This window comes from Pseudomonas tritici, from assembly GCF_014268275.3.
GTDB classification, from domain to species: domain Bacteria; phylum Pseudomonadota; class Gammaproteobacteria; order Pseudomonadales; family Pseudomonadaceae; genus Aquipseudomonas; species Aquipseudomonas tritici.
Genome location: NZ_CP077084.1, coordinates 1,328,222 through 1,340,946, shown reverse-complemented (window position 1 = coordinate 1,340,946; position 12,725 = coordinate 1,328,222). Strand labels below are relative to the sequence as shown.

The following is a 12,725-nucleotide window of genomic DNA, read 5'->3' as shown; positions in this document are numbered from 1 at the left end:
GTTTCTACCTCAGTTTCAGGGTGGCAAGGCCGACCAGGACCAGAATCACGGTGATGATCCAGAAACGGACAATCACACGCGGCTCGGGCCAGCCCTTGAGTTCAAAGTGGTGATGAATCGGCGCCATGCGGAACACACGACGCCCGGTCAATTTGAAGGAGGCCACCTGGATGACCACCGACAGGGTTTCCATCACGAACACACCGCCCATGATGAACAGCACGATTTCCTGGCGAACGATCACCGCGATGGTGCCCAGGGCCGCGCCCAGCGCCAGTGCGCCGACGTCGCCCATGAAGACTTGCGCCGGGTAGGTGTTGAACCACAGGAACCCCAGGCCGGCGCCGATCAGCGCGCCGCAGAACACGATCAACTCACCCGCGCCCGGTACGTAAGGAATCAGCAGGTATTCAGCGAATTTCACGTTACCCGACAGGTAGCAGAAGATGCCGAGCGCACCGCCGACCATCACCGTCGGCATGATCGCCAGGCCGTCGAGGCCGTCAGTCAGGTTCACCGCGTTGCTCGAGCCAACGATCACGAAGTAGGTCAACACCACAAAGCCGATGCCCAGTGGAATGCTGGCGTCCTTGAGCATTGGGATGATCAAGGTGGTCTCGACGGCGCTCGGCGCCGTCATGAACAGGAAAATCGCTGCGCCCAGGCCGAACACCGATTGCCAGAAATACTTCCAGCGGCTTGGCAGCCCCTTGGAGTTTTTCTCGATTACCTTGCGGTAGTCATCCACCCAGCCGATGGCGCCGAACAACAGGGTCACCAGCAGCACCGTCCAGACGTAACGGTTGTGCAGGTCAGCCCACAGCAAGGTGCTGATGCCGATGGACGACAGGATCAGCGCGCCGCCCATGGTCGGAGTGCCGGATTTGGACAGGTGCGACTGCGGGCCGTCATTGCGAACCGATTGACCAATTTGCAGGTTCTGCAGGGTGCGGATCATCCACGGCCCCAAAAACAGCGACAGAGACAGCGCGGTCAGCACACCCAGGATCCCGCGCAGGGTCAGGTACTGAAAGACCGCGAAGCCTTTGTGGAACTGTTGCAGATACTCAGCCAGCAGCAGCAGCATTAATGTTTCTCCGTACTTGAGCCACACAAGGCCACGACGACGTTTTCCATCACCGCGCTGCGCGATCCCTTGATCAAAATGGTTGTGTGTTTGTCTTGTTCAGCCGCCGTCAGCGCCTGGATCAGCTCGGCCTGGGTCGCGAAATGCCGCGCGCCGGAACCAAAGCTGTTTACCGCGTGAGCCATGTTCGGGCCGACGGCGTAGAGCGCGTCAACCTTGCCTGCGGCATACGCACCGACTTCACGGTGCGACTGTTCGGCCCACTCGCCCAGTTCGGCGATATCACCCAGCACCAGTACCTTGCGGCCATCAAAGCCTTTGAGCAGGTCAATGGCGGCACAGACCGAGGACTGATTGGCGTTGTACGTGTCATCAATCACGCGCATGCCGTTGGTGGCCAACTGCGCCACAGTGCGGCCCTTGACCGGCTGCACCGCGCCCAAACCGGTGGCGATACCGAACAACGACACGCCCAGGGCGTAAGCAGCAGCGGCGGCGGCCAAGGCGTTGGCGACGTTGTGGTTGCCCAGCAGGTTCAACTGCACGTGCTCACTGCCTTGCGGAGTGTGCAAGGTAAAGGACGGACATCCACGCGCATCGACCGTGATGTTGGAGGCATGGAAATCGGCCGCTGCATTCAGCACGGCAAACGTCAGGACCTTGCGTCCGGCAGCGCGTACACGCCAGGTTTCGAAAGCCTTGTCGTCAAGATTCAGAACAGCAGTGCCCGACGCATCCAGGCCTTCAAGGATTTCACCTTTGGCTTGGACGATTTTTTCCGGGCCACCGAACTCGCCGACGTGGGCGGTACCGGCATTGTTGATGATGGCCACGTGGGGCTTGGTCAAGGCCACGGTGTAGGCAATTTCACCGACGCGCGAAGCGCCCAGTTCGATCACGGCCGCGGTGTGTTCCGGGGCCAGTTCGAGCAGGGTCAGCGGAGCGCCGAAATCATTGTTCAGGTTGCCACGTGTGGCAAGGACCGGCCCGCGCGTGCGCAGCACACCGGCAAGCAGTTCCTTGACCGTGGTCTTACCGCTGGAGCCGGTGATGGCGGCAACCGGCTTATCAAAGGCGGCGCGGTTCAACGCGCCCAACTGGCCCAGGGCCAGACGGGTATCAGCGACCAGCAATTGCGGCAAAGTGGAATCCGCGACTTCGTGCTGAACCAACGCGCCGACTGCGCCTTTGGCGGCGACGTCATTCAGGTAGTCATGACCGTCGAAACGCGGCCCCGTCAGCGCAACAAACAGTTGCCCCGGCTTGATGGCGCGACTGTCGATACTGACGCCGTCGAAACTGCAATCGCTCGACAACACGCGGGCCGACAGCGCCTGGGCGAGTTCGCTGAACTTCATCGCTTTAAGCATGAGCAACCTCCCAGGCCGTCAAGGCATGGTCAGCCTCGACCAGATCGGAGAAGGCATGCCGCTCGCCGTTGATTTCCTGATAGTCCTCGTGACCTTTACCGGCCAGCACGACCACGTCGTCAGCACTGGCGCTGGCGATCAGTTGGGCGATAGCCGCGCCGCGACCGGCGACGAAAGTGACCTTGGACGCCTCTTTGAAGCCAACACGGATGTCGTCAAAAATCTGGCTCGGGTCTTCGCTGCGTGGGTTGTCGTCGGTGACGAGCACGCCATCAGCCAGGCGTTCGACAATGTCGGCCATCAGCGGGCGTTTGCCGCGATCGCGATCGCCGCCGCAACCAAACAGGCACAGCAATTTGCCCTTGGCGTGTGGACGCAGGGCCATCAGTACTTTTTCCAAAGCGTCTGGCGTGTGGGCGTAATCGACCACCACCAACGGCTGTGTGCCGCCACCCAGGCGCTGCATGCGACCGGCTGGGCCTTCCAGCTTGGGCAGTACGCGCAGGATTTCGTCCAGGGCGTAATCCAGGCCGAGCAACGCGCCGATAGCGGCGAGTACGTTGCTCAGGTTGAAACGACCGAGTAAGGTGCTTCGCAAATGGTGTTCGCCTTGCGGCGTAACCAAGGTGGCGCGCACGCCTTCGTCATTGAATTGGGCTTCGCGGCAATACAGGTAAGCGCTGGAGTCTTCCAGGCTGTAGCTGATCAGGCGCGATTCACGGTCTTCGGCTGCCAGTTGGCGACCGAACGCGTCGTCCAGGTTCACAACCCGGCACTTGAGGTCATTCCAGGCAAACAGCTTGGCCTTGGCCGCCGCGTAGGCTTCCATGGTGCCGTGGTAGTCCAGGTGATCACGGGACAGGTTGGTCATCACCGCCACGTCGAACGCCAGCGCGGTGACGCGTCCCTGGTCCAGGCCATGGGACGACACTTCCATGGCAACCGCTTTGGCACCGGCCTTTTTCAGGTCGGCCAGGGTCGCTTGCACGGCGATCGGGTTTGGCGTGGTGTGCAGGCCGCTGTGCAGCGCGCCGTAGAAACCGGTGCCCAAGGTGCCAACAATGCCGCAGTGCTGGCCAAGCAGGTCAAGGGCCTGGGCGACCAATTGGGTCACGCTGGTCTTGCCGTTGGTACCGGTGACGCCGACCAGATTGAGCTGGCGGCTCGGGTCGCCATAGAAGCGCCCGGCAATGTCAGACAGTTGTGCGGCCAGGCCCTTGACCGGAATCAATGGCACGTCGGTGATCGGCAGCACGGTAGCGCCTTCCACTTCGTAAGCCACGGCGGCAGCACCACGCTGCAACGCGTCTGCGATATGCGCGCGGCCATCGAATTTACCGCCAGGCACGGCCAGGAACAGGTCACCGGCACGCACATTACGGCTGTCCAGGCTCAACTCGCGAATCAACAGGTCGCGACCAGCGTGGGCAAAAATCTTGTTCAGGCTAAGAGACATCAGCCGCGCCCTCCATTGGCTTTTACAGCAGCGGCCGGTGGTCCGGCGTTCGCTTGTTGAGTCGGCGGCAGGTTGTCCGGTGTGATGTTCATCAGGCGCAGGGTGCCGGACATCACTTTGCTGAACACCGGCGCCGATACCAGGCCACCGAAGTAGCCCGCTTTACTCGGTTCATCGATCACGACGACGATGGCGTAGCGTGGGTCGCTCATCGGACCGAAGCCGGCGAACAACGAACGGTAGGAGTTTTCGGCGTAGCCCTTGGTGCCAACCGATGTCTTACGCGCGGTACCCGACTTGCCAGCCACGTGATACGCCGGCACCTGGGCACGGAATACGCCGCGCGGTGCTTCGATCACTTGTTGCAGCATGCCCTGCATGGTCTTGGCGACGTTTTCCGGGATGACCTGGGTGGCTTTCGGCGCTTCGTCGATGTGGATCAGGCTCAGTGGAACCATCCGGCCATTATTTGCCAATACAGAGAAAGCATGGGCCAGTTGGATCGCCGTCACCGACAGGCCGTAGCCGTAGGAAAGTGTGGCGGTCTCGGCCTTTTTCCAGTCGCGGTAGTTCGGCAGGTTGCCCACACGCTCGCCAGGGAAATCCAGGCCGGTGGGTTGGCCCAAACCGATCTTCTGCGCCAGGTGGTAAATGGTTTCGCCGCCGATATCGAAGGCGACCTTACTCATGCCCACGTTACTGGAGTTGATCAGGATACCTGTCAAATCCAGCACCGGACCTTCGGTGCGAGACACGTCACGAATGGTGTATTTGCCCAGCTGCAAGGTGCCTGGGTACACCTCGACCTTGTCGCTGGGTTTCCAGCGTCCGGTTTCCAGGGCGGCACTCATCGAGATGGCTTTCATGGTCGAACCCGGTTCGAACACGTCGATCATCGCGCGGTTGCGCATCATCGCCGGCTGCAGGTTGCGACGGTTGTTGGGGTTGTAGGTCGGCTGGTTGACCATGGCGAGGATCTCGCCGGTCTTCACGTCCATGATCACCAGGCTGCCGGCCTTGGCGCCGTTTTCGATGATCGCGTTACGCAGCTCGCGGTTGGCCAGGTATTGCAGGCGCAAGTCAATCGACAACGCCAAGGGCTTACCGGCCTTGGCGTTTTTAGTGACTTGAACATCCTTGATCAACCTGCCGCGCCGATCCTTGATGACTTGTCGTTTGCCGGGAACTCCGGCGAGCCATTCATCGTAGGCGAGCTCCACACCTTCGCGGCCGTGGTCATCGATGTCGGTAAAACCCACCATGTGCGCGGTGGTTTCACCCGCCGGGTAGAAACGACGGAATTCCTCGATGCCGTAGACACCGGGGACTTTAAGATCGAGCACTTGCTGGCCCTGTTCGGGGGTGAGGCCGCGAACCAGGTAGATGAATTCTTTGTTGGCTTGCGCTTCCAGACGCTCGGCCAAGGCTTTCGGGTCTTGGCCGAGGGCAGCGGCAAGCGCTGGCCAACGGTCCTTGGCCACCTGCAGTTCCTTGGCGTTGGCCCACAGGGTCGTCACCGGAGTACTGACGGCCAAAGGCTCGCCGTTACGGTCTGTGATCAGGCCGCGGTGCGCAGGAATCGGAATGTGCCGCAGGCTGCGTGCATCGCCCTGGCCGATCAGGAACTCACGGTCGACCACTTGCAGATCAATGATCCGCCAGGCGATCGCACCCACCATCAACGCGAGCAACCCCACCATCAGGCGGAATCGCCATGGGTAAAGTGCGCCTTCGAGCTTCATCATGGCGCCACCATGCGAACTTCGGCCGCGCCGGGGATGTGCATCTTCAACTGTTCGGTGGCCAACACTTCGATGCGGCTATGCGCGGTCCAGGTGCTTTGCTCCAGGATCAGCCGGCCCCACTCGGCTTGCGCCTTGTCGCGCACACTCAATTCCCCGTACAGGGTATTGAGCAATTGACGGTTGTAGTGCGCGCTGTAGGACACCGCAATCGCGGACACCAGCACGCCAACGTACAACAGCATCATGAAGAAGCTGCCGCCCGGGAGGGGCTTGGCAAAAAGCTTGCTCACCGCAACTTCTCCGCAACGCGCATGACGGCGCTACGGGAACGTGGGTTGGCCTTGAGTTCGGCTTCGGAAGCGAACTGCGGTTTGCCATGGATTTTGATTTTCGGCACAAAGGCTTCAAAACGTACCGGCAGGTTGCGCGGCAGGTTATCGGACTCACCCTTGACCAGGCGACGCATGAACAGTTTGACGATACGGTCTTCCAGGGAGTGGAAGCTGATCACAACAAGCCGACCGCCCACTTCCAGCGCCTCGAGGGCAGCTTCGAGGCCGGCCTCCAGGTCGCCCAATTCGTTATTGACGTGAATACGCAGGCCCTGGAACGCACGAGTCGCCGGGTTCTTGCCTTTTTCCCACGCGGGGTTGGCAACTTTCAGCACTTCGGCGAGATCAGCGGTGCGCTCGAATGGCTGGATTTCGCGGCGTTCGACCACGGCACGGGCCATGCGGCCGGCGAAGCGTTCTTCACCGTATTCCTTGAACACACGGGCGATTTCTTCCACGGGTGCGGTGGCGATGAACTGTGCAGCACTGACGCCACGCGTCGGGTCCATGCGCATGTCGAGCGGGCCGTCATTCATGAAACTGAAGCCGCGCTCCGGGTCGTCGAGCTGTGGCGAAGACACGCCCAGGTCGAGCAAAACCCCGGCCACCTTGCCCGCCATGCCGCGCTCGGCGACTTCAGCGCCCAGCTCGGCAAAGCTCCGCTGCACAACGACAAAGCGGCCGTCTTCGGCCGCTAGCGCTTGCCCGGTGGCAATCGCTTGGGGGTCTTTGTCAAACCCGAGGAGTTTACCGTCCGACCCAAGCTGGCTGAGGATCAACCGGCTGTGCCCGCCCCTGCCGAAAGTGCCATCCAAATAGCAGCCATCCGCGCGTACGGCGAGAGCCTCAACGGCTTCGTCAAGCAGTACGGTGATGTGGTTAAAGCCGCTATCAATAGTCACAGGATCAAATCACGCAGTTCATCAGGCATGGCGCCCGGTTGTTGAATAGCAGCCAGGTCTGCTGCAGAAACAGCATCCCAGGCATCTTCGTCCCACAATTGGAACTTGTTCAGTTGGCCGACCAGCATTGCGCGCTTATCCAGCTTGGCGTACTCGCGCAAACGCGGAGGCACCAGGAAGCGACCGCTGCCATCGAGCTCGAGGTCGACGGCATTACCAATCAGCAAACGCTGCAGGCGGCGGTTTTCTTCACGCAATGAAGGCAGGGCGCGCAATTTGGTTTCAATCAACTCCCACTCATCGAGCGGGTAAACACATAAACAAGGGTCAACGGCATCGATGGTGATGATCAACTGCCCGGAACTTCGCGAAATCAGCTCGTCACGATACCGGCTCGGCATAGCGAGACGGCCTTTTGCATCGAGACTGATTGCATTAGCTCCGCGAAACACAGATGCGTTTCTCCAAATTTTAGCGTTTTACGTTCAAAAAACCCACTTTGTGCCACTTTCCGCCACTTGCGCACACTATAGGAATGCGCCCACCACACCGTCAAGGCGCGGATTCAAGGAAAAGCCTTACAGAACGGAGATTTAGGAGCGTAAACGGAGGAGAAACCAGAGTTCGTCGGTATTTTTGGCTCAACAAGCGCAGATAGCTCAAAGAGCTATGGCTTAAAGTTAAAGTGATTTATTAAGAGTAAGATTTTTTTGGTATTACGAAGATGCATCTGCCAATGATTTGGCAGGGAGGGATTCTTGCGTTACTACCGGTTTTCTGCCCGAGATTCAGACAGAAGGAAAAAGGTGGAGAGTCGATCTGTAAGCCGGGTTCTGTCTTGAACAGTCATTCGTCTACGATGGCCATCACTGGACACCTTTAGCAACCTACCCGGTCCCAGCGCGGGCCACGCCTTGGGACCCTATTTGGTCTTGCTCCAAGTGGGGTTTACCTAGCCACGAACTGTTGCCAGTCGTGCGGTGCGCTCTTACCGCACCTTTTCACCCTTACCGGCACCGAAGCGCTTAGGCGGTTATTTTCTGTGGCACTTTCCGTAGGCTCACGCCTCCCAGGCATTACCTGGCACTTCGCCCTATGGAGCCCGGACTTTCCTCCCCCTCCTAATTTTCATAGAAGGCAGCGACTGTCCAATCGACTCTCCGCCGCGCAGGTTAACGGCACGGCGGACTTAGGACAAGTAATAAAAGTTCAGAATTACCATCACGCTCAGACGGAATACAGGTTTAGCCCGGAACTATTCGGCTTTCTGTTTATCCAGCGCAGCCTGGTACAAGAGGTTCTTGCGAACGCCGGTAATTTCCGCCGCCAGGGCCGCAGCACGCTTGAGGGGCATTTCCTTGAGCAGCAGGTCGAGTATGCGCATCGCCTCGCTGCCCACGGCGTCTTCATCCTCCGGCGCCGTCCAGCCCGCCACCAGCACCACGCACTCGCCGCGCTGTTGATTGCTGTCGCCTTCGACAAACCCGCGCAACTCTTCCAAAGGCAGGCCCTTGAGTGTTTCAAAGGTCTTGGTCAGCTCACGGGCCAGCAGTGCCAGGCGTTCGCCGCCAAACACCAGCTCCATGTCTTGCAGGCATTCAAGGATGCGATGCGGGGCCTCGTAAAAGATCAGGGTGCGCGGTTCTTCCTTCAACGCCTGAAGACGCGCGCGACGACCCACGGCCTTGGCCGGCAGAAAACCTTCGAAGATAAAACGGTCGGAGGGCAAGCCTGCCGCCGACAATGCGGCGATCAGTGCGCACGCCCCCGGAACAGGCACTACATTGATACCAGCAGCCCGTGCCTGGCGCACCAGATGGTAGCCTGGGTCGGAAATCAGCGGGGTGCCCGCGTCGGAGATCAGCGCCACATCGTCGCCGGCCAGCAGACGCACGATAAAACGACTGCCCTCTTCGCGTTCGTTATGTTCGTGGCAGGCCGCCAGTGGGGTGCTGATACCAAAATGCTGCATTAATCGCTGGGAGTGCCGCGTGTCTTCAGCCGCAACCAATTTGACGTCGCGCAACACCTTAAGCGCCCGAGCGCTGATGTCGTCCAGGTTGCCAATGGGCGTCGCCACGACAAAAAGCGAGCCTGCAGTGGAATTCAAAGGACCTGGAGCAGTCAAAACGCACACCTCGATGGTTGGCAAAAGCGACATTGTAACGCGTAGGCGCCTTGAAAATATGCCATCACGGTAGATGCCGTTTCAGCCGTTAGTAGCTAATAGCAACATTTGCACGATCTAAATCGACAGTTTCACGCCACTGACATCGCGCCTGAGCCAGTGCTTGGGTACAATTCCACGCTAATTTGATCGGTATCAGGAACACTTACATGATCGCTTGCCTGCGGCTGCTCTCCGCCCTCTGCCTCGCTGCCTTGTTGGCCGCTTGCGCCAGCTCGCCCTCGTCCAGCCTTGGCGACCTTCCACGGACTCCGGACGCCAGTATCGAGCAACTGCTCGAACAGGCCACGACCGCCAACACGCCAGAAAAGGCCGCCATGCTGCGCCTGAGTGCGGCAGACATGGCCTACAAACAGAACAACCCAGGCCGCTCAGCGCAGATTCTTGCGCAGGTGCCCCTGGATGTCCTCAAGCCAGCCCCGCAGGTTTTTGCGAGCACACTGGCCGCCGAATTGGCCATGGCACGCAACCAGCCCAAGGCCGCGCTGACCGCCCTGAACCACCCGAGCCTGCAAAGCCTGAAGGACCTGCCGCCTGAACAGCAGATCCGCACCGGCAGCGTGCACGCCCGTGCTTATGAAGCCGACGGCCAGACCCTGGCTGCTGCGCGTGAGCGTGTTGCCATGGCCCCGCTGCTCACTGGCGATGCCGCTAACAGCAACCACGAAGCTATCTGGGCACTGATTGCCGCCCTGCCGGCCGAACAGCTGCAAGCCAGCGGCAACCCAGTGCTGGGCGGCTGGATCACCCTCGCCCAGTCGGTCAAGGGCGCCGGGACGCTGGAGCAACAACAAGCCGCGATCGACACTTGGCGTGCACAGAACCCGGGCCACCCAGCCGCCGTGCAACTGCCGTCGCCGCTGACCAAACTCAAGGAGCTGGCCAGCCAGCCCCTGACCAAAATTGCCCTGCTGCTGCCACAAGACGGCCCGCTGGCCGCCGTCGGCAAAGCACTACGCGAGGGCTTCATGGCTGCGCACTACCAGGCTGAACAAGCCGGGCAGAAGCCGCCGGTCATCGAGTTCTATGACAGCTCGCGTCTGACGTCCATTGATGAGTTCTACGCCAAGGCCCAGGCCGCCGGCGTGCAACTGGTGGTCGGTCCGCTGGAAAAACCACTGGTCAAACAACTCAGCGCACGTCCGCAGTTGCCGATTACCACCCTGGCGCTGAACTACAGCGAGACTGACCAAGGCCCGCCGCAGCTGTTCCAGTTTGGCCTGGCTGCTGAAGACGAAGCCCGCGAAGTGTCGCGCCGCGCACGGGCCGACGGCCTGCATCGCGCTGCGGCGATGGTGCCGCGTGGTGAGTGGGGCGAACGTGTCTACAAGGCCTTCCGCCAGGATTGGGAAGCCAATGGCGGCACGGTGATGGGTGTCGAGTATGTCGACCAGCCAGTCGCCCTCGCCCAGCAAATTGCCGACCTGTTCCAACTGCGTAAAAGCGAAGGCCGCGCCAAGAGCCTGCAAAGCACCGTCGGCACCGACGTCGCCGCGCAACCCTCGCGTCGCCAGGACATCGAGTTCATCTTCCTGGCCGTGACCCCGCAGCTGGCCCAGCAGATCAAGCCGACCCTGAACTTCCAATACGCCGGTGATGTGCCGGTGTACGCCACGTCCCATGTGTTCAGTGCCAGCGGCGACAAGAACCAGTACCTGGACATGACTAACGTGATGTTCTGCGAAACCCCTTGGCTGCTTAACACCACCGATCCGCTGCGCAACCAGGTTGCTGCCCAATGGCCGCAAGCCAATGGCAGCCTGGGTCGCCTGTACGCGATGGGCGTCGATGCCTACCGCCTGGCGCCGCGCCTGGGCCAGCTCAAGGCACTGCCGGATACCCGTATTGACGGCCTTTCGGGCAACCTGGGCATCAGCACCAACCAGCGCGTTGATCGTCAGATGCCATGGGCCAAGTTCGTCGGTGGCGAGATCCAGCGCCTGCCGGACACCCCGCGCTGATGCCCGAGCGGTCCAGCGCACAAAGCGGCAAGGACGCCGAACTTCAAGCACTGAAACACTTGCAACAGCAGGGTCTGCGCCTCCTGGCGCAGAACTGGTTGTGCAAACGCGGCGAGCTTGATCTGGTCATGCTTGACGGCGATACAGTAGTATTCGTCGAAGTCCGCTACAGAAAACACGCACAATGGGGTGGCGCACTCGCCAGTATCGACGGGCGCAAGCGTCAGAAACTGATACTCGCAGCGCAGTTTTTCCTGCAAAAAGAGCATCGCTGGGCCGACGCCCCCTGCCGTTTCGATGTGGTTGCCATAGAAAGCACGCCGTCTGGTCAGGCTGATCTGAACTGGCTTAAAAATGCCTTCGACAGTTGATTCGCCGGACATCTTCACCACACACTTTTGCTCTTTGCTTTGCGGGCTACACATTCCTGTGCCAAACAGCCGCGCTACTTAAGGTCACACAGATGGACATGCAATCCCGAATTCGCCAGCTTTTCCAGGCCAGCATCGACACCAAGCAACAGGCGATGGACGTACTTGCACCGCACATCGAGCAAGCCAGTCAGGTCATGGTCAATGCCCTGCTCAACGAGGGCAAAATGCTTTCGTGCGGCAACGGCGGTTCGGCCGGCGATGCCCAGCATTTTTCGTCCGAGCTGCTCAACCGTTTCGAACGTGAGCGCCCGAGCCTGCCGGCCATTGCCTTGACCACCGACTCGTCGACGATCACCTCGATCGCCAACGATTACAGCTACAACGAAATTTTCTCCAAGCAGATCCGCGCCCTGGGCCAACCCGGTGACGTGCTGCTGGCGATTTCCACCAGCGGCAACTCGGCGAATATTATTCAAGCGATCCAGGCCGCACATGATCGCGAAATGATTGTCGTAGCATTGACAGGACGCGATGGTGGCGGCATGGCCTCGCTGCTGTTGCCGGAAGACGTGGAGATTCGCGTCCCGGCCAATGTCACTGCACGTATCCAGGAAGTCCACCTGCTGGCGATCCACTGCCTGTGCGATCTGATCGACAGCCAACTGTTTGGGAGTGAAGAATGACCGTTAACCGCCTCAGCCTTTTGGCCATTACCCTGTGCCTCGCTATCAGCGGCTGCAGCACGGCCATCACCGCAACACGCGACACCCCTATTCAGGACGACAAGGGCACCCGTACCTTCGGCAGCAAGATCGATGACTCGCTGATCGAAACCAAGGTCGAAGTCAACGTCGCCAAGGCCGCGACCGATCTGGGCAACGGCGCATCGCGCATTGTTGTGACCAGCTTCAACGGCGTCGTGCTGCTAGCAGGCCAGACGCCACGCGCCGACCTCAAGGCCCAGGCCGAACAAGCTGCTGCCGCTGTGCAGCGCGTGAAGAAGGTGCACAACGAGTTGCAGGTGATGGAACCGATCACTCTGCTCGCCATCAGCAATGACGCCCTGCTGACCACCAAAATCAAGGCGCAGATGCTCACGGATAACGCGATCCCTGGTTCGCGCATCAAGGTCGTCACCGACAACGGCATCGTTTACCTGATGGGCCTGCTGACCCAGGCTGAAGCAACCCGTGCATCCAATCTGGTGCAGGGTGTGTCCGGCGTGCAGAAAATCGTCAAGGTCTTCGAGTACATCGATTGATGTAATGACGCAGCCACAAAAAAGGGCGCCGCATGGCGCCCTTTTTTGT

12 protein-coding genes and 1 other RNA gene are annotated in these 12,725 nt (G+C 60.2%); 4 read left to right on the top strand and 9 right to left on the bottom strand.

The genetic code is table 11. The features are described 5' to 3' along the window. Positions 1-4 precede the first annotated feature (4 nt). The 9 genes from mraY to rsmI all read right to left on the bottom strand — a co-directional run bounded on the left by mraY (position 5) and on the right by rsmI (position 9,053). Positions 5-1,087, bottom strand: a complete 1,083-nt coding sequence (gene mraY / locus HU722_RS05930; protein WP_065875052.1) for a phospho-N-acetylmuramoyl-pentapeptide-transferase — start codon at positions 1,085-1,087, stop codon at positions 5-7. Then, positions 1,087-2,457, bottom strand: a complete 1,371-nt coding sequence (locus HU722_RS05925; RefSeq protein ID WP_065890508.1) for a UDP-N-acetylmuramoyl-tripeptide--D-alanyl-D-alanine ligase — start codon at positions 2,455-2,457, stop codon at positions 1,087-1,089. Before HU722_RS05925 ends, mraY begins: the two co-directional genes overlap by 1 nt. Further along, positions 2,450-3,913: a UDP-N-acetylmuramoyl-L-alanyl-D-glutamate--2,6-diaminopimelate ligase gene (locus HU722_RS05920; protein WP_065875054.1), complete on the bottom strand. Its 1,464-nt coding sequence runs from the start codon at positions 3,911-3,913 to the stop codon at positions 2,450-2,452. Before HU722_RS05920 ends, HU722_RS05925 begins: the two co-directional genes overlap by 8 nt. Then, positions 3,913-5,655: a peptidoglycan D,D-transpeptidase FtsI family protein gene (locus HU722_RS05915; RefSeq protein ID WP_167345855.1), complete on the bottom strand. Its 1,743-nt coding sequence runs from the start codon at positions 5,653-5,655 to the stop codon at positions 3,913-3,915. The genes HU722_RS05920 and HU722_RS05915 overlap by 1 nt, the downstream gene beginning before the upstream one ends. Continuing rightward, the gene (ftsL, locus tag HU722_RS05910; RefSeq protein ID WP_017738702.1) at positions 5,655-5,948 is read right to left on the bottom strand and encodes a cell division protein FtsL; all 294 of its coding nucleotides are present in this window, start codon (positions 5,946-5,948) and stop codon (positions 5,655-5,657) included. Before ftsL ends, HU722_RS05915 begins: the two co-directional genes overlap by 1 nt. Continuing rightward, positions 5,945-6,892: a 16S rRNA (cytosine(1402)-N(4))-methyltransferase RsmH gene (rsmH, locus tag HU722_RS05905; RefSeq protein WP_049709935.1), complete on the bottom strand. Its 948-nt coding sequence runs from the start codon at positions 6,890-6,892 to the stop codon at positions 5,945-5,947. The genes ftsL and rsmH overlap by 4 nt, the downstream gene beginning before the upstream one ends. Next, complete coding sequence (mraZ, locus tag HU722_RS05900) at positions 6,889-7,344, bottom strand: division/cell wall cluster transcriptional repressor MraZ (protein ID WP_003171868.1); 456 nt, start codon at positions 7,342-7,344, stop codon at positions 6,889-6,891. Before mraZ ends, rsmH begins: the two co-directional genes overlap by 4 nt. 354 nt (positions 7,345-7,698) lie before the next feature. Further along, positions 7,699-8,052, bottom strand: an RNA gene (rnpB, locus tag HU722_RS05895) — RNase P RNA component class A. A gap of 95 nt (positions 8,053-8,147) precedes the next feature. Next, positions 8,148-9,053: a 16S rRNA (cytidine(1402)-2'-O)-methyltransferase gene (gene rsmI, locus HU722_RS05890; protein WP_162490583.1), complete on the bottom strand. Its 906-nt coding sequence runs from the start codon at positions 9,051-9,053 to the stop codon at positions 8,148-8,150. Positions 9,054-9,229: 176 nt separating this feature from the next. On the opposite strand from rsmI, the gene HU722_RS05885 reads away from it, so the two are divergent. The 4 genes from HU722_RS05885 to HU722_RS05870 all read left to right on the top strand — a co-directional run bounded on the left by HU722_RS05885 (position 9,230) and on the right by HU722_RS05870 (position 12,676). After that, positions 9,230-11,041 (top strand): penicillin-binding protein activator, encoded by a 1,812-nt coding sequence (locus tag HU722_RS05885; RefSeq protein ID WP_186752331.1) that lies wholly within the window; start codon positions 9,230-9,232, stop codon positions 11,039-11,041. Continuing rightward, entirely contained in the window at positions 11,041-11,412 is a 372-nt protein-coding gene (locus HU722_RS05880) for a YraN family protein (RefSeq protein WP_061435353.1), read from the top strand. Before HU722_RS05885 ends, HU722_RS05880 begins: the two co-directional genes overlap by 1 nt. 92 nt (positions 11,413-11,504) lie before the next feature. Continuing rightward, positions 11,505-12,098, top strand: coding sequence for a phosphoheptose isomerase (locus HU722_RS05875; RefSeq protein WP_007904374.1), 594 nt, complete (start codon positions 11,505-11,507; stop codon positions 12,096-12,098). Next, entirely contained in the window at positions 12,095-12,676 is a 582-nt protein-coding gene (locus tag HU722_RS05870) for a BON domain-containing protein (RefSeq protein WP_065875057.1), read from the top strand. Before HU722_RS05875 ends, HU722_RS05870 begins: the two co-directional genes overlap by 4 nt. Positions 12,677-12,725 lie beyond the last annotated feature (49 nt).